This window comes from Polaromonas sp. P1_G1 (genome assembly GCF_056405595.1).
Window position 1 is genome coordinate 57841 of sequence record NZ_JBFUBU010000019.1, and the last position, 21890, is coordinate 79730.

Genomic DNA, 21890 nt, shown 5'->3' on the forward strand with positions numbered 1-21890 from the left:
AAATACCCCTGTCAAATCAATTTGTAGTCTTATGGTGACTTGACAAATGAATTTTGTATGCAAAAAATAGGGGCTTACTTCAGGAGCAGACCGCCATGTTGACGCTTGACTTTCACCCCACGGGACGTCATTTCTTGCAGATTCCCGGCCCCTCGCCGGTGCCGGACCGCATCCTGCGGGCCATGAGCCTGCCCACCATAGACCACCGGGGCCCTGAATTCGCCGCACTGGGGCTGAAAGTGCTGGCAGACATCAAGAAGATCTTCCAGACCAAACAGCCCGTCATCATTTACCCGGCCTCCGGCACCGGCGCCTGGGAAGCGGCCCTGTCCAACACCCTGAACCCCGGCGACCACGTGCTGATGTACGAAACCGGCCATTTCGCCGCGCTGTGGCAAAAGCTGGCCGCGCGCCTGGGCCTGAAGACCGAAGTCATCAGCTATCCCGGCGCCGACGTCTGGCGCCACGGCGTGCAGGCCGCGCTGATCGAGGAGCGCCTGAAGGCCGACACCCAGCACAGCATCAAGGCCGTCTGCGTGGTGCACAACGAAACCTCCACCGGCGTCACCAGCAACATCGCCGCCGTGCGCAAGGCCATGGACGCCGCCAGACACCCGGCGCTGCTGCTGGTCGACACAATTTCCGGCCTCGCCTCCGCCGACTACCGCCATGACGAGTGGGGCGTCGACGTCAGCATCAGCGGCTCACAAAAAGGCCTGATGCTGCCGCCCGGCATCAGCTTCAATGCCGTCTCCGCCAAGGCCGTCGAGGCCAGCAAGAAGGCCACGCTGCCCAAGGCCTTCTGGGCCTGGGACGAGATCATCGAGATGAACAAGACCGGCTACTGGCCGTCCACCCCCAACACCAACCTGCTGTACGCGCTCAGCGAAGCCTGCGACATGCTGCTCGAGCACGGCCTGGAAACGGTCTTCGCGCGGCACCAGCGCTGGGCCGTCGGCGTGCGCGCGGCGGTCAAGGCTTGGGGCCTGCAGATCCAGTGCGCCGACCCGTCCGTCTATTCGCCGGTGCTGACCGGCGTGATGACGCCTGAGGGCGTGGACGCCGACGCGGTACGCAAAATCATTTACGAACGCTTTGACTGCTCGCTCGGCACCGGCCTCGGCAAGGTCAAGGGCAAGATGTTCCGCATCGGCCACCTCGGCGACTGCAACGACCTTACGCTGATGGCCGCGCTGAGCGGCTGTGAAATGGGCCTGAAACTTGCGGGTGTCAAACTCGCGGGTTCTGGCGTGCAAGCCGCCATGGAGCATTTTTCCAGCCATGCGGCCGTGGTGCCGCAGCGCAAGGCGGCTTGAGGCGGATCTGACAAAAGCCTGAAAAGGACGCTTGTTTACAACGCCAATATTTACGTCACGTTAACCCGCCAGACTGTCACCGAGCTTTTTACATTACCGATCAGGAAGGGAAACCATGCAACGCAGAACCTTTATCAGCGCGACGGCGGCCACGGCCGCCATGGTGGCATCGCCCATGCTCAGGGCGCAAACCCTGCCGTCCGGGCCGGTCCGCATCGTTGTGGGGTTTCCGCCCGGCGGCGGCACCGACGCGCTGGCGCGAGTGGTCGGCCAGAAGCTCTCCACCATGTGGAACATCTCGGTGGTGATTGAAAACAAGGGCGGCGCCGCCGGTGTCATCGCGGCCGACTACGTGGCCAAGCAGCCCGGCGACGGCAACACCCTGCTCATGGCCCACATCAACAGCCACGCGCTGGCGCCGGCTCTTGGCATCAAGCTGGGCTACAACCCCGAGCGCGACTATGTGCCCATCAGCATGGTCGGCGTCACGCCCAACATGCTGATCTGCAACGCCGACCAGCCCGCCAAGACGGTCAAGGACCTTGTCGCGCTGTGCAAGGCCAAACCGGGGCAGATCAGCTTCGCCTCGGCCGGTGGCGGCTCGGCCCAGCACTTTGCGCTCGAGATGTTCAAGCTGCAGGCGAAGATCTTCGCGCTGCACATTCCTTACCGCGGCTCCGGCCCGGCCCTGGTCGACCTGATCGGCGGGCAGGTCAACTACTGCTTCGAGACCATGACCTCGGCCACGCCCCACGTCAAGAGCGGCAAGGCCATCGCGCTGGCGCAGACGCGCCTGAAGCGCGCCAAGGGCCACCCCAACGTGCCCACCATGGCCGAGTCGGGCTTTCCGGGCTTCGAGGCGACGGTGTGGTACGGCCTCATGGGCCCCTCCAAAATGCCGCCGGCCATGGTGCAGCGCATGAACGAGGACGTCAATAAGGTGCTGGCCATGCCCGACGTGCAGGAAAAAATGGACCAGTACGGCGCCGAAGACGGTGGCGGCAGCACCGAAAAATTCGCGGCCTTCATCAAGATGGAGCAGAAGAAGTGGGCGCAGGTGGCGGAGCAAGCCAAGGTCAAGGTTGACGCTTGATACTGCGTCCTTGGGATGGAACCGGCCTCGGGCCGGTTTTTTTATTGACAACAAACTAGTTTTTTCAACAACAAGGGTAGGGATCGTTTCATGACAGTTGTGAATTTTTCAAGGGCCGGCCGTCTGCTGGCCGGTTTTTTCCTGTGCGCCGCCAGCGTGGGCGCCTCGGCCGACATCATCCTGGGCCACTCGGGCGACCTCTCCGGCACCAGCGCCGCGCTCACCACCGACTACGTGCGCGGCATGAACGCCTACTTTGACGACGTCAACAAAAAGGGCGGCATACGCGGCGAGAAGATCAAGCTCGTCAGCCTGGACGACGGCTTCAACCCCGACAAGACCGCCGACAACACCAAGGCGCTGATCGAGCAGAACGCGGTGGCTCTGGTGGGTTTTCGCGGCACCGCCAACATGTTGAAAATCGTGCCCATCGTCCAGGGCGCCGGCATCGCCCAGATCGGCAACACCAGCGGCGCCAAGTCGTTGCGCGACCCTTTTGTGCCCAACCTGTTCCATGTGCGCGCCAGCACCACCGATGAGATCGAGGCCGCCGTCAACCACGCCTGGACCATAGGCATCAACAAGATCGCCGTCGCCTACCAGGACGACGCCTTCGGCAAGGAAGGCCTGGAGGCCCTCAATGCCGCCATGCAAAAGCGCAATGCCGCGCCCGTCGCCGTGGCACCCGTGCCGCGCGGCACGGTGGACGTGGCCAAGGCGGTGGACCTGATCGCCGCCGCCCAGCCGCAGGCCGTGATCCTGATCGCCCAGGCCAAACCGAATGCCGCTTTCATCAGGGCTTACAAGGCCAAGGGCGCGAGTGCGCAGTTCATGGTGCTCAGCGTGTCCTCCGGCCTGCATGCCGAACTCAAGGAGTTTGCCGCCGGCACCATCGCCTCCCAGGTCGTGCCTTACCCCTTCACAGAACTTGGCAACGCCGCCGTGAAGGAATACCAGACCGTGATCTCGGGAACTGCCGACAAGAAGTTCAGCTACAACAGCATGGAGGGTTTTCTCAACGCCAAGCTGGTGGTGCGCGCGCTGCAGAAAACGCCGGTGCCCGTCACACGCGCCAAGCTCATCAGCACGCTGGAATCCTTCACCAACGAAGACCTGGGCGGCTTCGCGGTGACTTACAGCAAGCAGAGCAACCTGGGCTCACGATTCGTCAACTTGACGATGATCCGGGCGGACGGCACCTTCGCGCGATAAGGGCCTTCTTCAAACCGAAGGCGGCGGCGTCTTCGGTTCGTAATCGCACCAGGGCGCCACTGCGCATTGCCAGCACAGCGGCTTGCGCGCGATGCACACATAGCGCCCGTGCAGGATCAGCCAGTGGTGCGCGTCCACCAGGTAGTCGGTGGGCACGCGCTTGAGCAGGTTCATCTCGACTTCCAGCGGGTTTTTGCCGGGCGCCAGACCGGTGCGGTTGCTCACGCGGAAGATGTGCGTATCTACCGCCATCACCGCCTCGCCGAAGGCCGAGTTCAGCACCACGTTGGCCGTCTTGCGGCCCACGCCGGGCAGGGCCTCCAGCGCCTCGCGCGTGCGCGGCACCTGGCCGCCGTGCTGCTTCACCAATATCTCGCAGGTCGCCAGCAGGTTTTTGGCCTTGGTGCGGTACAGCCCTATAGTGCGGATGTAAGACTCCAGCCCCTCAAGCCCCAGGTCGAGGATGGCCTGCGGTGTGTTCGCCACCGGGTAGAGCTTGCGCGTGGCCTTGTTCACGCCCACGTCGGTCGCCTGCGCGCTCAGCAGCACGGCGGCCAGCAGTTCGAACACGCTGGTGTATTCAAGCTCCGTTACCGGCATCGGGTTGGCGGCCTTGAGGGTGGCAAAGAACGGGGCGATGTCTTCTTTTTTCATGCACCGCAGTGTATCGGTGCATGCCGGCCGGCGCCGCCGGGGCCGTGGGCAGCGGCTCAGGCCGCCATGCGCGGCACGTCCCACACCGAACTCGGCGGCTCGCCGGCGCGCTGGAGCCGCGCCTGCACCGCCTGCCAGATGGCATTGCAGTCATCGGGCCTGGCGGTGCCGGCAGCCAGGTAGGCCAGGTGCGCTGCCTGGGCCGCGGCCTGCATGCGCTCGTGGGTTTCGGCATTCGGGGCGATGCCCAGCAAGAGCGGCGTGGCCGGCAGGTCCTCGCAGGCCGCGGCCATGCGGCCCATCAGCGCGTCGTCGAATTTGGGGGCGCCGCTGAACAGCATCACAAAATGCGGCCAGTCCGGCAGGAAGGCGCGGCGCAGCCCGTGGGTCAGGCCGTTGCGCGCCACCGCGATCATGCGGCAGGGATGGCCGCTTTCCATGAATTCCACGTATTCGCTGCTGCCGTCCATGTCCTGTTCGCCCGCGAAGCGCCGCTTGGCCACGGTCCCGCCGGTGCGCTGCGCCAGCCAGCCGACCATGGCGAAGGCCTCGTTGCCGCCGGCCGCGCAAATGCCGACCCGGTGAAAAGCTTCGGGGTCGGCCAAGCCTTGTGCCTGCGGCAACTGCATGGGCGCCGACAGGCGCCGCAGCACGGAGGAGGGCCCGTACTGCACGCCTTTTTCGAACTGCTCGCGCAGCGCCACCACGCGGCGGCCGAACTGCACGGCCGACTCGGTGGCCTGCGACATCACCATGGACCAGGGCGTAGGAAGGATGCGACGGCCCCGACTGAGGTGCAGGGTATGCGGCGAGTGGTGGCGCGGGTCCTCGGCCACGCGCTGCAGCAGGACCCGCAGCGCCGTCGACGGGCCTTCCATCCAATGGATGAACCAGCCGCTCTGGTACTGCAGGATCGCATGGATGCCGTCCACGGCGTTGTGGCGCAGCGAGTGCGCGCGGATGTCCTCCATCTGCGCGTAGATGCCTTCCTTCATGTGGCAGATGCTGGCTGTCACCACACGCTCGACTTCCGCTTGTCCAGGACTCGCCGCATAGGGCGCGATGCTGTTCACCATGAGGCCATCCTGCCCCATAAGCAAAATCCGCGTCAATCCCCGCCCCTAAAGGGTGCAGGTGAATAGTGGCAAAAATGCCGCGCCAACAGGGCTGCAACATTTTCTTGCAACTCGGCGCTGACCTTGCGTGCATGATGCGGCGCCGCTGGGAGATACACCCATGGATGCAACCGGCGCGGGTCATTACGGAGGGCGATGTGGCCTGAACTGCTTTAGCATCGCAGCCATGAAAGCTCACACTCTTTTACGCCTGCTGGCCGCCTCGCTGGCCGCCACATTGCTTGTCAGCTGCGCCGCCGCACCCGGCAACGCGCCGCGCCCCAAACTGGTGGTGTTCCTGGTCGTCGACGGCCTGCCGCAACGCCAGGTGCTGGACTACCGCGACCAGCTCGCGCCCGACGGCTTCGCGCGCTTCCTGGACCGCGGCGCCTGGTTCGCCAACGCGCACTACGGCCATGCATTCACTGTCACCGCGGCCGGCCATGCCACCATGCTGACCGGCGCCTACCCGCAGCGCACCGGCATCATCGGCAACGACTGGCGCGACCCGCTCACGGCCGAGCCTGTGTACTGCACCGGCGACACTTCGGCCACTTATATCGGTCACAAGACCAACGCGCTCGACGGCACCAGCCCGAAAAACCTCAAGGCCGAAACCGTCGGCGACGTGCTGCGCCGTGTCGACAGCCGCTCCAAGGTCATCGGCATCTCGGGCAAGGACCGCGGCGCCATCCTGCCGGCCGGCAAGACCGGCATCGCCTATATGTATATGGGCGCGACAGGGCAGTTCGCCTCCAGCACCCACTACATGGCCGCGCATCCGGCCTGGGTCGACAGCTACAATGCCGCCAAGCCCGCCGACCGCTACTTCAAGACTGAATGGAAAGCCTTGCTGCCCGAAGCCGCCTACGCGCGCTCGCTGCCCGACCAGCAGCCCTGGTACGGCCCCGCGGGCGGCGGCCTGCCGGCCATGTTCGGCGCGAAGGAAGACGCGGCGCCCGGCCCGCGCTTTTACAACTCGCTGCTGCGCGGCCCGTTTGTTGATGCCATGTCGCTGGACTTCGCGCGCGCCGCCATCGCCGGCGAGCAGCTCGGCCAGGACGACATCCCCGACATCCTCTCGGTCAGCCTCTCGGGCCACGACTACGTGAACCACGCCTTCAGCGCAGAGTCGCGCCTCTCGCACGACCATTTTCTGCAGCTGGACCGCTTGCTGCAGGCTTTCTTCCAGGACCTGGACGCGCGCATCGGCAAGGACAACTACATTGCCGTGCTCACCGCCGACCACGGCTTCATGCCAGCGCCCGAATACAACGCCAGCCAGGGCCGTGAGTCCGGCCGCATCAATGGCAGCCAGGTGCTGGCGCGCGTCAACGCCGGGCTGGAAAAACGTTTCGGCGAAGGCACATGGGCCGCGGGCTTCTCGGGCTCCAGCGTGCTGCTCAACAAACAGCTCATCGCGCAAAAGCGGGCCGATGCCGATGCCGTGGCCGAGGAAACCCGCGCGCTGCTGATGGCCGAGCCCGGCTTCGCCGCGGCCTATACCCGGCGCGAGCTGCTAAGCGGAAGCCGCGCCGGTGCGCCGTTCTTCGAACAGATCCGCAAATCCTGGCACCCCGATGTTTCGGGCGAGGTGCAGTATTCGCCCAGGCCGGGCTGGATGTTCGGCAACACGGTTGCCACGCACGGCTCGCCCCATCCCTATGACACCCAGGTGCCCATCCTGGTCTACGGCCCCGCCTGGGTCAAGCCCGGCCGCACTGACGCGCGTGTGGAAGTGGTGGACATCGCACCCACGCTGTCGCGCGTGCTGCGCATCGCGCCGCCCTCATCGGCCGAGGGCAAGTTGCTGCCGCTGCCAGGTTTGTAAAAACCGCTTTTAAAGGGTAGCGCGCTCAGCCGCTCTTTTTCGCGGCACGCTTGCGCGCCGGCGCCATGCCGTCGCCCGACTGGCGTATGGCGGCGATCAACTGCGTCGTGAAGTCCAGCACCAGCGGCGCCAGCGTCTGGCCGTGCAGCGACAGCACCTGCAGCACGCGCTGGCTCAGTTGCGGCTCGGCAAAGGGCACGGCGACCAGTTGGCCCTGGCGTATCAGGTGCGCGGCCGTCAGGTAGCCCGACAGCATGATGTCGCCGCTGCGCACGCTGGGCAGCAGGGCCGACGAAAAATTGCTGACCACCGAGGTTTGGTACTCCAGGCCCTGGATGCTGGCCACCATGTCGAAGAGCTGGCGGCCCGTCATGCCCTTGGCGCTGATGCCCAGCGGGTATTTCACGACATCCGCCGCCGTCACCACGCGGGCCCGCGCCAGCGGGTGCGTGGGCAGCATCAGGGCGTAGATGGGCGCGGTGGCCGCATGCCGCACCGTCACGCCTTTTTCCGGCGCCACGCTGTACTTGAGCGCCACGTCGGTCTCGCCCTGCAGCAGCAGTCGGCTCACCGCTTCGGGCGAGCCCACGCTCAGCTCGATCAGTGCTTCGGGGTGGCTGAGGCGAAAGCCGGTCATGACTTCCGGCATGAAACCTGTCGCGAAGCCCTCGGTGCAGGCCACGCGCACGCGCCGTGCGCTGAAGCCCGCCAGGCCGCGCACCTGCTCCATTACGCGTTCGGCGTCGTCGCTGCCCGCACGCACATAGGCCATCAGGCGTTCGCCCGCGTCTGTGGGCACCATGCCGCGCGCCCTGCGCTCGAACAGCGCGCAGCCCAGCTGGTCTTCCAGCTTGCCGACCTGGCGGCTTACGGCCGAAGCCGCCACGTGCAACTGCGCCGCGGCCTGGCTGACCGAACCGGTGCGGGCCACCTCGAGGAAGTAGCGGATCTGCGTGCTGAAAAAAGAGGTTTTCATGCGAAGGCGCCTGGCAGGTGAAAGCCATGGTTTGCCGAAAAGGCAATGGTTTGTTGCGATATCTCTCATTGTAGTAAGCCCCGATTCTTCCTACATTTGGTTGCATGCCGCGCTCCCACGCCGCGCGGCTTCCATAACACGGTGAAATATGCTGAGATCCGACTGCCTTGATGCCGCCGCGGCCTGGTTTGACGACGGCCATTTTTTCGACGTCCTGCAAAGGCGCGTCGCGCTGCGCACCGAAAGCGACAGCGGCAAACCCAACCCCGCGCTGGCCGACTACCTGCGCGGCGAGATGACCGACTCGTTGCGCGCGCTCGGCTTTTCCTGCAGCGTCATGCCCAATCCGGTCGAGGGCGCCGGCCCTTTCCTGGTCGCGCGGCGCGTGGAAGATGCGGCGCTGCCCACCGTGCTGACCTACGGCCACGGCGACGTGGTCAGCGGCCAGGAAGGGCGCTGGCGCGAAGGGCTGCAGCCCTGGGAACTGGTGCGTGAAGGCGAGCGCTGGTACGGCCGCGGCACCGCCGACAACAAGGGCCAGCACACCGTCAACCTCGGCGCGCTGGCCAGCGTGATCAAGGCGCGCGGCGGCCGCCTCGGCTACAACGCCACGCTGCTGCTTGAGATGGGCGAGGAAGCCGCCTCGCCCGGCCTGCACGCCTTTTGCGAAAGCCAGCGCGCGCAGCTCAAGGCCGACCTGCTGATCGCCTGCGACGGCCCGCGCGTGCATGCCGACAAACCCACGCTGTTCCTGGGTTCGCGCGGCGCGGTCAATTTCAGCCTGCGCCTGCGCGCCCGCGACAAGGCCTACCACTCGGGCAACTGGGGCGGCGCCTTGCTCAACCCGGCCAGCGTGCTGGCCGGCGCCGTGGCCTCGCTGGTCGATGCGCGCGGGCGCATCCAGGTGGCGGCCCTCAAGCCGCGCGTGCTGCCCCCGTCGGTGCGCCGCGCGCTGGTCGGTGTGGCCATAGGCGGCGGTGCGGACGACCCGCTGCCCGACGCCGGCTGGGGCGAGCCCGGCCTCAGCGCGGCCGAACGCCTGATGGGCTGGAACACGATCGAAGTGCTGGCGCTGGGCGCCGGCTCGCCGCAGCGTCCCGTCAACGCGATTCCCGCCGAGGCCGTGGCCCATTGCCAGCTGCGCTTTGTGGTCGGCACGCCCTACCAGGACCTCGCGGGCATCCTGCGCAAGCACCTGGACCGCTACGGTTTCAACCGCGTCGAGATCGAGATCACGCTCACCGGCGCGGCCACGCGCCTGGACCTGGACCACCCCTGGGTGGGCTGGGCGCAGCGCTCCATCACGCTGAGCAGCGGCAAGCCGGTCGTCACGCTGCCCAACCTGGCCGGCTCCTTGCCCAACGACGTGTTCGCCGACCTGCTGGGCCTGCCCACGCTATGGGTGCCGCACTCCTACCCGGCCTGCGCGCAGCACGCGCCCGACGAACACCTGCTGGCGCCCGTGGCCCGCGAGGGCCTGCGCATCATGGCCGGCCTCTACTGGGACCTGGGTGAGCCCGCCGGGCTGCCCTGGCATGCCGCGCCGGCAGCCGCCTGAGTTTGTCTTGTGATTGCCACCCCACCGGAGATGCCCATGCCTTCCGATTCATGCCGCTCGCTGCTTCACGCGGTCTTGATAGCCGCCGCCTGCTTCACCTTCGCGCTTCCGGGCCTGGCGCAAGCGCAGGCCTGGCCCGTCAAGCCGATACGGATGGTGGTTCCCTTTCCGCCGGGCGGCGGCACCGACGTCGCGGCCCGCATCATCGGCGAGCGGCTCAGCGCCCGCCTGGGCCAGCCGGTGGTCATCGACAACAAGCCCGGTGCCGCCACGGCCATTGGCGTGGGCATGGTGATCGCGGCCGAGCCCGACGGCTACACGCTGCTGTTCTCGGGCTCCACCAGCTACACCGTCAACCCCGCGGTGCGCAGCAAGCTGGGCTACGACCCCTTCAAGCAGCTCTCGCCCATCGCCATGGTCGCGCGCACGCCGCTGGTTCTGGTGACCTCGGCCACCGGACCCTACAAAACCCTCAAGGACGTGCTGGCCAAAGCCAAGGCCGAGCCGGGCGCCGTGACCTACGCCACCTTCGGCGCCGGCTCGGCGCCGCACCTGGCCGGCGAGATGCTGGCCAATGCCGCCGGCGTGAAGTTCTCCGCCATTCCCTATAAGGGCAGCGCCGAGGCCGACATTGGCGTGGTGCGCGCGGACGTGAGCATGGGCATAGACACCCTGGCGGCCGTGAATCCCCTGGTGCAGTCCGGCAAGCTGCGCGCCCTCGCGGTCATCAGCGAAAAGCGCTCCGCCCAGATTCCCGGCGTGCCCGCTTACGGCGAGCTGCAGCTATCGCCGGCGCTGCTGGACGGCTGGTATGCGGTCGCCGCGCCGGCGGGCATTTCGCCTGCCGTGCGCGACCAGCTGCTGCAAGCGTTGACGGCCATCATCGCCGAGCCCGCAGTCGGCAAGAAGCTGCAGCAGCAGTCCCTGGAGCCGGCCTTCCTGGGGCCGCAGGCGCTGCGTGATGTGATGGATTCGGAGATCACACGCTACCGCGCGACGGTTGCCCGCGCCGGCATTCGCCTTGATTAAAGCGGCGCAGGTTTTATAGCGTCTTGACCGGCACACACAGCCAGCAGCTGAAGTTTCCTGTTTTCGGATCCATCACAAAGTCTTCTTCGTACAGTTCCAGCGCCGGTTTGTTGTCCGGCTGGTAGCCGCTTTGCGGCAGCCACTCGGCGAACATGTGCGTCCAGGCTTCGTGCACGGCGTTGCCCGGCTTGCCGGTGAAGCGGCCGCAGGCATAGCGCCCGCCGCCAAAGTTTTGCACGCCTATCTCGCCTTGCGGTTTGAAAGTTTCGTCCACCTCAATGCAGGCGTCGTAGCGGCACTTGTCGGCCGGTGTGATCTCGGGGTTGTCCTGGCTGATGCCGTACATCTTGGGGCGCGGGTTCATGTAACCGTGCTGGCCGCACCAGGCAACAAAGCGCTGCCACAGCTGCGCCACTTGGTCGCCGTACGGCCCGGTGTTGCGCATATAAGCCAGGCGCATGGGGGGAAGGGTTTTGAGTTCAATGTGCATGGCAAGAGTTCTTTCGGATGAAGGTACCGGCCCGGTGGGCCAGAGGGTTCTATCTTTAAACAACGCCATGATGGAGTCTTGATTCGGCTTGTGATTGCCTTGATGAATCTTGCTAAGTTCAATCTGCCGGCGCGTCGCCCACTCGCGCCAGCCCCCGCGCCGCCACGCTGTGGGCGTCGTGCCGAAGTGGGTGCGAAAGGCACGGCTGAAGACTTCCGCAGAAGCAAAGCCCGTGTCGAGCGCGATTTGCAGCGCGGTCTGCGGCGTAAAAATCAGGCGCTGGGCCGCGGCCTCCAGCCGCAGCCGGCGTACGCAGTCGGCCAGGGTTTCGCCCGTTACTGCCTGAAACACGCGGTGAAAGTGCCAGGGCGAGAAGTAAGCCACGTCGGCCAGGGCCTGCAAATCCAGCGTGCCGGCCAGGTTGGCACTGATGTGGTCCACCACGCGGTTGATGCGGGCAATGTAGGCCTGGCGCGCCGCCTGCAGGGGAGCGGTCTCCATCATGGCAGTTCGGCCACAAACTTTTCAGCCTGCGCCAGCATGCCGCGGCGTATGGCGGAAAACACCGGTTCGGGAAAGTCCGGCGGTAGCTGTTCGGCCACACGTTCCAGCGCGTGCGGCACTTGCAGCACCAGCGCCACCATCTGGTCGAAGGCGCCGGGCACGCCGCTTTGCCGCGCCAGCTCCTCCCAGTGGCGGGTGCGGATTTCGTGCAGGTGGTAGTGCGTATTCTTGTTGCGCAAGGCCATGGCCAATTTGGCGCGGCGCGGGCTGACCTGGTTGGGCCCGTTGCCGATGATGGGCCAGGCCGACAGCACGTCGTACAGCGGCGTCATGCGAAAGCTGCCGCCGCGCTCCAGGAAGATGGAGAAGTTTTTAGCATGGCCGTCGGTGGCCCCCATGATCCAGAAGGCCAGCTGGACCTGCGCGAAATGCAAAAGATCGGCACCGGCATTGCTGCCTCCCCGCAGCAAGTCCAGGCCCGCGCGTATGCCGGGGCCGCCGTCGCTTTCATACTTGAGGTCGCCGGGCGTCCCGGTGGCCTGGCAGAAATCCTCCTGCGGCAGGCGCGCGATCCATGCGCCGCCGTCCATCCATCGCCTGTCGAAGCGCTCCACGATCAGCACTTTTCGGTTGCCGAAGCGGCCCATCTCTGTCGGCGCGACCTCAAACCCCAATGCAGCCAGCAAGGTGGCGCAGAGCCATTCGTTTTCCACCGAGTCCGTCATGTCGGCACGCATATTGCCCACCAGGCCCAAGGGCAGCTTGAAGATGTGCGTGGTAGGCGTAGAGCCCGATGGCAGGTGCCAACGCCGGCCTATGCGCAGCAGTGCTGTTTTTTCCTGCGCACCGGCAATCGAGATCCGGAAGTCATCCGCCAGCGAGGCGCCTTCCGCGCCGTCCCCGGTTACCTCGCCCAGCAGCGTCTCCACCTGGTTGTCGCTCAGCGGCGTGCTGTCGATGCGGTCGTGCGGCGGTGGCTGCAGGCCTTGCGGCATCAACTGAAGCGCGCCCACGCAATCACGGCCCACGGCGGCCAGCAGGTCGGCCGCGCGAATGGAAGAGGTCCCGAAGCGCCGCCGCAGCCGTTCGCGGATGCGGCCGCTGTCGGGCAGCAGGTTGTCGAAGTAATGCTCGACCTTGGCGCCCATCACGTCGCCGCCGCCGGCCGGCATGGGGAGCGATACCGACAACGGACGCGCCTGGGGCGAGCGCAGCCAGCTTTCGTCGTAGCGAAAGCCCGGGGTGCCGGTGCGCGTCCAGAACCACAGACCCACGTGCTGGCCGTTCATCCACACATCAAGATCGGCGAATGCCATGGGCCACCTTTTGAAATTGTCTCGTCATGATTTTCTCAAGCGCTTCCCCGGCTACCAATCGGCCGTGGGGCTGTTCGCGGTGGGGGCGGGTGGTGCGTCGGTCTCGGCATACCGTCGCAAGTCCGCCAGCAGCACTCGTGCATCCAGCGCGTGCAACACCTGAAGCAGCTGATCGAGACTCACCGCGCCGGGATTTTTTTCAATATCGGCCATGCGGACCTGCTTGACGCCTATGCGCTGACCCAACGCGGTCTGCGTCAGTCCGCGTGCTTTTCGCAGCGATTTCAAATGCACTGACAGCTGTGCCGATGTCTGAACGGGAAAGGTTTGAAGCGTGCTCATTGATACCACCTTTGAGTGATATTTGCACAATATCGTTTTTATACAATATTGTCAATATATCGTTCAAGGGCGATCAAACGGCCGATTTGTACTGTCCCACCGGTACCGCGTTTTGCGAGGCCTGGCCTCTTGACAGTCCCTAGCCCGCTTTACGAATCGTGCCCTGCGCCGCGGCGCATAAGGTGCGCTCTTCCCCGCGCAGCACAAAGATGTCGCAGCGGCACACGGCCTGTGTCTTGCCGCTGCCCACCACCGTGGCCACGGCCAGCAGGCGTTCGGCATCTTTGGCCGGCCGCAGGTAATTGATCTTGAACTCGGCCGTCACCGAATCGCCGAGTACCGATCCGCCTGCGAACGTCAGCGCGTTGTCCGCCAGGTAAGACAACACGCCCCCATGCACAAAGCCATGCTGCTGCAGCAGGCTGGGCACAACAAGCACCGAGAGTTCCGCGCCGCCGGGGGCAAAGGCATCGAGCCGCGCCTCGAGCAGAGCGCTGAAAGGCTGCTTTGCCAGCACCTCGCGGCCGAAGGGCAACAAATCCACGAGCGTGTCAGCGGGCATGCTGCCCCCGCGCGAACGGCGGCGCCGGCCGCCTGCCGCCCGAAGCCAGCCGGCGCAGCAGGCGCACGCGCGCCGTCCAGGGCACGGGCCGGGGCTCCAGGCCCAGCGAGAGCTGCGCCTGCGACAGCACGTCTTCCACGCAGACGTCGTGCAGCGGCGCTATCACCAGCGGCCAGTAGAGCAGGGCGGGGCCGCGCGCCTGCATCTCGATGCGGTGCTCCAGCACGCAATGCGCGGGCGTGGCGTCCAGCACTTCAAAGCCGTGCCAGCCCTCGAATCCCGCAGGCGCCGTTAGGCGAAAGCGCACCGACTGGCCCGGCACATACGCTTCCACCGTATAACGAATCGGCCCATGGCCGCCGACCGCGCCCACAGCCAGCGGCCTGTCGAACTTCATGCGCGGCCAGGCCCGTCCCGGCCACAGCGCATCGGCCGGCGAGCCCAGTGAATCAAGCAGCGCACCCACCCGTTCCGGGCTTGCATGCAAAAGGCGTTGATGAACGTTGACAACTTTCATACAGGGACTCCTTGGTTGAAGGTGAAGAGGGTGAAGAGGGTGAAGAAGATGAAGGCTTCAGGGCGCCACGGCCATCCAGGCGGCGTGCTCCAGCGCGGCACGCACCTTGGGTGCGACGGCCGGCGCCGGCTGGCTGGCCCAGCGCTGCGTGAGCGACATCGCCGGCGAAAACAGCAGCGCCATCCACAGGTGAAAAGGCATGGCCCGCATCTCGCCGGCTTCCATGCGCTGCTCCATCCAGGCCTTCAGCGCGCCATAAGCGTGCTCATTGGCCGCATTGATCTCCGCGCCGTCCGTCACGCCGCCGCCGCGCCGCAGCGCGTGCAACAGCCGCGCCTGCTCTGGGTGTTGCACCACCCACTGGATATAGGCGCGCAGCAGGCCCTTGACCCCGGCCTGCGCCGAGGCCTTGCCGGCAATCGGCGCCGCCAGCGCCGCATGGAAGTCGCGCAGCGTGTGCGCATACAGCGCGTCGGCCAGCAGCGCCTTGGTCGGGAAGTGGTGGTACAGGCTGCCGTTGCTCACGCCCGCCTCCTGGCGCACCATGTCCATCGAGGCGGCTGTGAAGCCCTGGGCCAGGAACACTTTGGTGGCGGCCTCCAGCAGGCGATCACGGGTCGGGGCAGGCGTGGAAGGTGAGGTGGTGGATGGGTTGTCGGCGGCGCTCATGAATGGAGTATTACTCTAGACTAATACTCTGTCAACCACCCCAAAAGACGTCCTCCAGGCGCCTCCAAGCCGCCAAGTAGCGCACAACCCCCGCCCAAATTGGCGACAATGCAGCCCAGAAAGCGAGAAACCGAACATGCCCCTGCACTTTGCCGACCGCCTCAACAACGTTGAAACCTCCGCCATCCGCGAATTGTTCAAACTGCTGGGCAAGCCCGGCATCGTCAGCTTTGCCGGCGGCTTCCCCGACCCCGCCATGTTCGACGTGGCCGGCATCCAGGAAGCCAGCAACAAGGCCCTCACTGAAGAACCCGGCGGCGCGCTGCAATACGGCGCCACCGAAGGCTACGGCCCGCTGCGCGAACAGCTCAGCGCCTTCATGGCCACCAAGGGCGCCAAAGACGTCGCCCCCGACAACCTCATCGTTACCACCGGCAGCCAGCAGGCGCTCGACCTGCTCGGCAAGACCATGATCTCCCCCGGCGACAAGGTCATCGTCGAAGGCCCCACCTTCCTCGCCACCATCCAGTGCTTCCGCCTCTACGGCGCAGAACTCATCAGCGCGCCTATCGACGCCCACGGCGTCAAGACCGACGAGCTTGAGCAGCTCATCGCCCAGCACAAACCCAAGTTCGTCTACCTGATCCCCACCTTCGGCAACCCCAGCGGCGCGCTGCTGAGCCTGGAGCACCGCAAGAAGGTGCTGGAGATGGCCGTCAAGCACCAGACCCTCATCGTCGAGGACGATCCCTACGGTGACCTGTTTTTCGGCGAAGCGCCGCCGCCCTCGCTGCTGGCCCTCAGCGCCAGCGTGCCTGGCAGCCGCGAACTGCTCGCCCACTGCGGCTCCCTCAGCAAGGTGCTGAGCCCCGGCCTGCGCGTGGGCTGGATGGTCGCCCCCGCCGAACTGCTGGCCAAGGCCACCATGTGCAAACAGTTCAGCGACGCCCACACCTCTACCTTCGCTCAGGCCACCGCCGCCCAGTACCTCAAAGCCGGCCGCATGCCCGAGACCCTCAAGCGCGTGCGCAAGGTCTACGGCGAGCGCGCCACCGCCATGGGCAATGCCCTCAAACGCGAACTCGGCGACGCGATTGAATTCACCCAGCCGCAAGGCGGCCTGTTCTTCTGGGCCCGCCTCACCGGCGCCAACGGCAAAAGCCAGGACGCCGGCGAGTTCGCCAAAAAAGCGATCGAGCAGCTCGTCGCCTTTGTGCCCGGCGCGCCGTTCTATGCGGCCAACCCCGACCTTGCCACCTTGCGCCTGAGCTTTGCCACGGCCGATGTGGCGAAGATTGAAGAGGGTGTGGGGCGGCTGGGCAAGGCCTTGTGATACGCCGGTTGCAGGCTGCCGGCCTGCTGGCTGCCTTGGCGCTGCTGGCGGCTGCGCCCGCGCAGGCCCAGCCCGCCAAACGCAATGCGCTGGAGGTGACTTACCTGATGCAGGCCATGCATAGCCAGGCGCTCGCAGTGCACAGCTATGCGCAGCTGTACGAAGCCTGCGCCCAAAAGACAGCGCCACCCGAACTCGCTGCCGCGCCCAATGACCCGGAGCAGGCGGGGCGTGCCCTGGGCCTGCTGGTCGCCGAGTGGCACCAGTTGCCGCAGGCCGAGGCCGACAGGCTGGCCCTGCGATGCAAGCGCCGCGTGATGAGCCTCATGGGCCCGCGCGGCCGCTATTACACACCGGCGGAATTTGACCGCTGGCGCAAAGGCGGCCGTTTCGATCCAGGCCTGGTCGCGGTCAGCGTCAACGGCCGGTGGGTGGTGCGCGACACCGTGGCCGGCAGCCCCGCGGCGGTAGCCGGCCTGCAAGCCGGCGACGTGCTGGTGAACCTCGACGGCCTGCCGCTTGTGGACATGGGCGGCGCCGAATTTTTTGAGCTGTTGTACCACTCCACGGCGGCCCCCCTGCAACTGGTCTCGCAGCGCCCCGGCGAGCCGCCGCAAACCCGCAGCATTGCCCGCGCCCCTTCGGTGTACGACAAAACCGTGGTGGTGGGGTGGGCGCCTGGCCACCTCTACATCCGCCTTGCCGCTTTTTTTGAAGACACGCCGGCCCGCCTCCTGGAAGGCTTGCGCGTGGAGCCCGCCGACGACAGCGGCGTTCGTGTGCTGGACCTGCGCGGCAACCCCGGCGGCAGGATGGATGTTGTCCAGTGGACGCTGGCCTTGCTCGGCAAGCATGGCGGGGCGGGCGCCTGGCAGCCCGTGCACTACCGCCCCGGCAGCACACTGGCCCAGCCTTTTTCCGCCACCGACAGCGTGAACCGCATCAAAGGCCTGAACACCACCGGCATGCTCGAACTGCGTGAATGGCTGGTGCCCGGGAAATGGCTGGTGCTGGTCGACGGTGAAACCGGTGGTGGCGCCGCCTGGCTGGCCGGCGCCTTGCGTGAATTCAATGGCGCGCAGCTGGTGGGGCAGCCGCCCGACGCATCCGGTTTCGGCATCGACGTGCTGGAAGCCGTGGATGAAGCAAGCGGCATGGCCGGTGTCCGTTATGAGATCGGCATGCTCGGTCTGCCGTCGGGCAAGATCCTGACACCCGGCAACGCCGGCCCCGACGTCGTGTTGCCCAACCCGGGCGGCATCAGGCCCTTTCCCAAAAGCACCGCCGCCTGGCTGCAAGACCCGGTGTATGGACAGATCAAGGACCGCCTGCGGCGCTAGCGTGCCGGCAAAGCAGCCCGCCGTTCGCTTGTCGTGATTGCTCGTAGTTTTCTTTTTGTGCCCCTAACCTGGATGCCCACAATGCGCGAAATCCTCAAACAGCAAACGACCTGGCTGGCGGCAACGGCGCTGGCTTTCTCACTCTTTGCCGCTTCTCCCGCATTCAGCCAGTCCGCAGCAGCAGGTGCACCCCCACAAGCAGCCGCGGCGGCCAACCCTGAGGATGCCGCGCTGGAGCAGCAACTGATGGCCGGCGCCCAGCTGCTGCAGCTTCGCCAGCCCGATCGCGCGATTGCCGACCATTTCGACAAAGTCATCGCCGCCTACGAGCTGCGCTACAAGGACCAGAAAGCGAAACCCTACACCGGCCGCTGGCAGGTGGAAAAGCTGATGTACCTGCTGCAGGCGGCCAACTCCAAGGAAGAGCCCAAGCAGGGCGCGATCATCGTGCCTCAGGTCTGGTCTGACGCCTGGTACCTCAAGGCTTATGCACTGATAGAACTCAAACGCCCGGCCGAAGCACGCGGCGCGCTCGAGGCCGCCCTGGCCCTGGCGCCGCGGAACTCCCAGTACCTGGGCGAGTTCGGCACCGTCTACCTCGGGCAGCGCAACTGGCCCCAGGCCCTCAAAATTTTCGAGCAGGCCGAAGCCGCCGCCAAGGAGTTTTCCCCGCCCGAGGTCAAGAACAAGGAGCTGTCCCGCGCCTGGCGCGGCATCGCTTATGTCTATGTCGAGCAAGGCCGCTGGGACGATGCCGAAAAAGTCTACCTGCAGTGCCTGGAACTTGACAAGAACGACAGGCGCGCGCAGAACGAATTGAACTACGTCCGCACCCAGCGCCCCGCGCCGCAGCGCGCGCCCGCCGTCGCCACGCCCTGAAGAAGCTGTGCCGGTCGCCTACGGCCTTTCACACACCATCAACAACGCCGTCCCATCCGGCGTCAACACTTCACTCACCGCGCGAAACCCGGCTTTTTCATAACAGCGGATCGCGCGCGCATTGCGCGGGTCCGGGTCGGTCTGGATGCGGGTGACCCGCGGGTCGGCAAACAGCTTCGCCACCCAGGCCTTCACCATCGCCGTGCCCAGGCCCTTGCCCAACTGCGCGGCGTCGGCAATCGACTGGTCTATGCCGCGTACGCCCGGGTCGGTCTCCGCCTCCCACCAGCCGCCGCCTGACCCCATGGCCATATAGGACTGGATGTAGCCGAAGGGCTCACCGTCCAGCAGCGCGATATGCGGCTGCACCTGGGTAGGGTCGCTGATCCAGGCGCCGTATTCGGCTTGTACCTCAGCGAGCGTAGGCACAGGCCCCCACCACTCGGTCCAGTGCGGGCGCGACAGCCAGCTGTGCAGCAGGGGCAGGTCGGTGGTTTGCAAAGGCCGGAAGCTGAAGCGCTCGGCCACCGCGGCTTGGGGTGCGCGTGTTGTTGCGCTGTCCATGGTGTCTCCTGGGCTTGTCGACCTGCCATTTTGCACAGGGGCGGCGACACATACCCCTTGCCCGCACGCTTCGCAGGTGTTTGCCTACAATCAAACACAGCGTGGGTGTCTTGCCTGCGGCAACCAGATTCGGGCCCCTTCACTTCATGACTTCAGCCGCTGCGCCTGGCGCCACCCGCTCTTCCACTTCGCCTGGTTCATCCCTCTCTCCCGCCACCCGCCGCTCCATCCTGCTGCTGTCTTGCGCCACCTTCTCCAGCATGGTGGCCCAGCGCATTTGCGACGCCATGCTGCCCGAGTTGTCACGCGTCTTCGCCGTCAGCCTCGCACAGGCCGCGCAAGTCGTCTCGGTGTTTGCCGTCACCTACGGCATCTCGCAATTGTTTTACGGACCGCTGGGCGACAGGCTGGGCAAGTTCCGCATCGTCACCTTTGCCGCGCTGGGCTGCAGCGTCGGCAGCGGGGTGGCCGTGTTCGCCACCAGCCTCGACGTGCTGCTGCTCGCCCGCATCATGATGGCTCTGGGGGCCGCAGCGCTGATCCCACTCGCCATGGCCTGGGTCGGCGACGCCGTGCCGCCCCATGAGCTGCAGGAGATGCTCACACGCACCGGCCTGGGCAGCACGCTGGGCATTGTCTGCGGCCAGCTGCTGGGTGGGCTGCTGACCGACGCGCTTGGCTGGCGCTGGGCGTTTGCCTTCCTCGTGCTGCTGTTTGGCACTGTGGGCTCGCTGCTATGGGGCGATCTGCGCCGGCAGCAAAAAGCACAACCTGCGGCAGAGGCCATGCCAACACCGCAAGCACCCGTGGTACGCCCGCATTTCATCAAGCAGGCCTTGCTGATCGCCAGCCGCCCCTGGTCGCGCACCATCCTGCTGCTGGCCGTGATCGAAGGCGCCATGGGTTTTGGGGTGCTGGCCATGTGGGCCTCGCACCTGCACCATGCCCTGGGTCTGTCGCTCTCGGTCTCAGGCGCCATCGTCGCGCTCTTCGGCCTGGGCGGCGTCGGCTACATGGCCGCAGGCCGCGCGCTGATCCCCCGCCTGGGCCAGCACGGCCTGGTGTTATTGGGCGGCGCGCTGCTCGGCATCAGTGCGCTGGCGATTGCCTACATCCCGCACTGGGGCCCGGCCATCCCGGCCAGCCTGGTCGGTGGTTTTGGTTTTTTCATGTTCCACAACGTCATGCAGGCCAACGCCACCCAGATGGCACCCGAGGCGCGCGGCACCGCCGTTTCGCTGTTCGCGTCTTTCCTGTTCCTGGGCCAATCGCTAGGCGTGGTGCTGGCCGCGGCCTTGATTGACCGCATAGGGACCAGCGCAGTGGTGGCGCTGGGGGGCGGGGTGATGGCGGTGGAGGGGGCTTATTTTGGGTGGGCGTTGAGGCGGAGGGATACAAAGATATCGAACAACTGATGTTCTGATATTCCGGTGCAATCTAGAATGCAGAGCTATGAGTGATATTGAGAGCAATCAATGAGTAATCGGGTTTCGCGTGAGTGAAAATTTATTTAAAGGAAGCGGATCAAAAATTCGTGTGCTTTCGTTGTTCTCCGGTTGCGGGGGAATGGACTTCGGCATTGAGGCCGCTGGCGGGCACATTGTCTTTGCGAACGATGTTCATGCTGATGCGTGTGCGACCCTTAAAAAGTACTTTCCCGATTGCGATATTTCAGCGAAAGATATTTCAAGCGTTATAAATTTCCCTGAAGCTGACGTAGTTGTGGGTGGATATCCGTGCCAATCATTTTCTATGGCTGGAAATAGGGAGCCTGAAAAGGACAAACGGACAAATCTCTACAAGCAATTTTTACGCGTGATACGGACTGTGCGTCCGCCGTACTTTATTGCGGAAAATGTCTCGGGACTTAAGCATTTAAAAAGCGGCGCATTTCTGCAAGAGCAAACTGATGCGTATTTGAAGGAGGGGTACTTCGTAAGCCATCAAATTCTGAATGCGCAAGACTATGGCATTCCTCAATCTCGGAAACGACTATTTATTGTTGGAGTCCGGAAGGATTTGAACCAGCGTTTCGAGTTCCCTCCTCTTACTCACGGAAAAGTTACAGAAGCGAGCGATGGCCTATTGCCATATATGTCTCATGGAGATGCAATACAGGGTTTGCCAACATGGCCAGAAGGCGAGTTTTACGAACGCCCTCATGACCCGGAAGGCCATTTTTCTTGGTATTACATGTCAAGGAATCGAAAAGCCAAATGGGATAGCCCTGCTTACACCGTAGTGGCCAACTGGAGACACGTCACGCTCCATCCCGCAAGCCCGGTTATGACGCTAACTTGGTCTGACTTGCAGGATGGGTGGAAGCAACGTTGGGATTTCAGTAAGAAGTACGAGCATCTAGATGCCAATCCGGAGCGCCCAAAGCTGCCTAGTGCTCGTCGCCTTTCCTGGAGAGAGTGCGCGCTCATACAGACATTCGCTGACGGCTTCGAACCCGCCGGTGACGTGGAGTCAAAATTTACGCAAATTGGAAACGCCGTTCCCCCGCTGCTTGCGGAAGTGCTTTTCCGTCATCTGTTTTCGGGGAAGGGGCTTTATCCTAGGCGTGGTGGTAAGCGCCGCACCTAGC

At 65.1% G+C, this 21890-nt stretch carries 21 protein-coding genes; 11 read left to right on the plus strand and 10 right to left on the minus strand.

All coding sequences use genetic code 11. The features are described 5' to 3' along the window. The first annotated feature begins 95 nt into the window (after positions 1-95). From AC1D1Y_RS11615 to AC1D1Y_RS11625, 3 genes are all read left to right on the plus strand, one after another. Positions 96-1316, plus strand: coding sequence for a pyridoxal-phosphate-dependent aminotransferase family protein (locus AC1D1Y_RS11615; RefSeq protein WP_477676612.1), 1221 nt, complete (start codon positions 96-98; stop codon positions 1314-1316). 115 nt (positions 1317-1431) lie between these two features. Further along, positions 1432-2409 (plus strand): Bug family tripartite tricarboxylate transporter substrate binding protein, encoded by a 978-nt coding sequence (locus AC1D1Y_RS11620; protein ID WP_477682478.1) that lies wholly within the window; start codon positions 1432-1434, stop codon positions 2407-2409. A 90-nt stretch (positions 2410-2499) separates the two neighbouring features. Continuing rightward, positions 2500-3621: an ABC transporter substrate-binding protein gene (locus AC1D1Y_RS11625; protein WP_477682479.1), complete on the plus strand. Its 1122-nt coding sequence runs from the start codon at positions 2500-2502 to the stop codon at positions 3619-3621. Between the two features lie 9 nt (positions 3622-3630). On the opposite strand, the gene nth is transcribed toward AC1D1Y_RS11625, so the two are convergent. Next, the gene (gene nth / locus AC1D1Y_RS11630; protein ID WP_477682480.1) at positions 3631-4275 is read right to left on the minus strand and encodes an endonuclease III; all 645 of its coding nucleotides are present in this window, start codon (positions 4273-4275) and stop codon (positions 3631-3633) included. A 56-nt stretch (positions 4276-4331) separates the two neighbouring features. Further along, entirely contained in the window at positions 4332-5351 is a 1020-nt protein-coding gene (locus tag AC1D1Y_RS11635; protein WP_477682481.1) for a BLUF domain-containing protein, read from the minus strand. Between the two features lie 226 nt (positions 5352-5577). Between AC1D1Y_RS11635 and AC1D1Y_RS11640 the strand changes: the two genes are divergently transcribed. Next, positions 5578-7221 carry an alkaline phosphatase family protein gene (locus tag AC1D1Y_RS11640; protein WP_477682482.1) on the plus strand — a complete coding sequence of 548 codons (1644 nt, stop codon included), beginning with the start codon at positions 5578-5580 and terminating at the stop codon, positions 7219-7221. Positions 7222-7246: 25 nt separating this feature from the next. Here the strand turns inward: AC1D1Y_RS11640 and AC1D1Y_RS11645 are convergent, their stop codons facing one another. After that, complete coding sequence (locus AC1D1Y_RS11645; protein ID WP_477682483.1) at positions 7247-8197, minus strand: LysR family transcriptional regulator; 951 nt, start codon at positions 8195-8197, stop codon at positions 7247-7249. Positions 8198-8345: 148 nt separating this feature from the next. Between AC1D1Y_RS11645 and AC1D1Y_RS11650 the strand changes: the two genes are divergently transcribed. Together AC1D1Y_RS11650 and AC1D1Y_RS11655 are read left to right on the plus strand one after the other, a co-directional pair. Further along, complete coding sequence (locus AC1D1Y_RS11650) at positions 8346-9755, plus strand: M20 family metallopeptidase (protein WP_477682484.1); 1410 nt, start codon at positions 8346-8348, stop codon at positions 9753-9755. A 36-nt stretch (positions 9756-9791) separates the two neighbouring features. Beyond that, on the plus strand, positions 9792-10784 hold the full coding sequence (locus AC1D1Y_RS11655) for a Bug family tripartite tricarboxylate transporter substrate binding protein (RefSeq protein ID WP_477682485.1): 993 nt from the start codon (positions 9792-9794) through the stop codon (positions 10782-10784). A 13-nt stretch (positions 10785-10797) separates the two neighbouring features. Here the strand turns inward: AC1D1Y_RS11655 and AC1D1Y_RS11660 are convergent, their stop codons facing one another. The 6 genes from AC1D1Y_RS11660 to AC1D1Y_RS11685 all read right to left on the minus strand — a co-directional run bounded on the left by AC1D1Y_RS11660 (position 10798) and on the right by AC1D1Y_RS11685 (position 15184). After that, positions 10798-11775, minus strand: coding sequence for an AraC family transcriptional regulator (locus AC1D1Y_RS11660; protein WP_477682486.1), 978 nt, complete (start codon positions 11773-11775; stop codon positions 10798-10800). Then, positions 11775-13094 (minus strand): type II toxin-antitoxin system HipA family toxin, encoded by a 1320-nt coding sequence (locus AC1D1Y_RS11665; protein ID WP_477682487.1) that lies wholly within the window; start codon positions 13092-13094, stop codon positions 11775-11777. The genes AC1D1Y_RS11660 and AC1D1Y_RS11665 overlap by 1 nt, the downstream gene beginning before the upstream one ends. A 51-nt stretch (positions 13095-13145) precedes the next feature. After that, a complete protein-coding gene (locus AC1D1Y_RS11670; RefSeq protein ID WP_007873948.1) occupies positions 13146-13436 on the minus strand; it encodes a helix-turn-helix domain-containing protein in 291 nt (96 codons plus the stop codon). 139 nt (positions 13437-13575) lie between these two features. Continuing rightward, positions 13576-13998 (minus strand): PaaI family thioesterase, encoded by a 423-nt coding sequence (locus AC1D1Y_RS11675; RefSeq protein ID WP_477682488.1) that lies wholly within the window; start codon positions 13996-13998, stop codon positions 13576-13578. Continuing rightward, positions 13988-14515, minus strand: coding sequence for an SRPBCC family protein (locus tag AC1D1Y_RS11680; protein WP_477677996.1), 528 nt, complete (start codon positions 14513-14515; stop codon positions 13988-13990). Before AC1D1Y_RS11680 ends, AC1D1Y_RS11675 begins: the two co-directional genes overlap by 11 nt. A 57-nt stretch (positions 14516-14572) precedes the next feature. Continuing rightward, the gene (locus tag AC1D1Y_RS11685) at positions 14573-15184 is read right to left on the minus strand and encodes a TetR/AcrR family transcriptional regulator (protein ID WP_477682489.1); all 612 of its coding nucleotides are present in this window, start codon (positions 15182-15184) and stop codon (positions 14573-14575) included. A gap of 142 nt (positions 15185-15326) precedes the next feature. Between AC1D1Y_RS11685 and AC1D1Y_RS11690 the strand changes: the two genes are divergently transcribed. The 3 genes from AC1D1Y_RS11690 (at position 15327) to AC1D1Y_RS11700 (ending at position 18736) form a co-directional block, all read left to right on the plus strand. Continuing rightward, complete coding sequence (locus tag AC1D1Y_RS11690; protein ID WP_477682532.1) at positions 15327-16517, plus strand: aminotransferase-like domain-containing protein; 1191 nt, start codon at positions 15327-15329, stop codon at positions 16515-16517. Beyond that, positions 16514-17857, plus strand: a complete 1344-nt coding sequence (locus AC1D1Y_RS11695) for a S41 family peptidase (RefSeq protein WP_477682490.1) — start codon at positions 16514-16516, stop codon at positions 17855-17857. The genes AC1D1Y_RS11690 and AC1D1Y_RS11695 overlap by 4 nt, the downstream gene beginning before the upstream one ends. Before the next feature lie 81 nt (positions 17858-17938). Then, positions 17939-18736: a tetratricopeptide repeat protein gene (locus tag AC1D1Y_RS11700; RefSeq protein ID WP_477682491.1), complete on the plus strand. Its 798-nt coding sequence runs from the start codon at positions 17939-17941 to the stop codon at positions 18734-18736. Between the two features lie 18 nt (positions 18737-18754). Here the strand turns inward: AC1D1Y_RS11700 and AC1D1Y_RS11705 are convergent, their stop codons facing one another. Beyond that, the gene (locus AC1D1Y_RS11705) at positions 18755-19300 is read right to left on the minus strand and encodes a GNAT family N-acetyltransferase (RefSeq protein WP_477682492.1); all 546 of its coding nucleotides are present in this window, start codon (positions 19298-19300) and stop codon (positions 18755-18757) included. Positions 19301-19446: 146 nt separating this feature from the next. Between AC1D1Y_RS11705 and AC1D1Y_RS11710 the strand changes: the two genes are divergently transcribed. Then, positions 19447-20715 (plus strand): MFS transporter, encoded by a 1269-nt coding sequence (locus tag AC1D1Y_RS11710; RefSeq protein ID WP_477682493.1) that lies wholly within the window; start codon positions 19447-19449, stop codon positions 20713-20715. Positions 20716-20794: 79 nt separating this feature from the next. Then, positions 20795-21889, plus strand: a complete 1095-nt coding sequence (locus AC1D1Y_RS11715; RefSeq protein ID WP_477682494.1) for a DNA cytosine methyltransferase — start codon at positions 20795-20797, stop codon at positions 21887-21889. The last annotated feature ends 1 nt before the right edge of the window (position 21890 follow it).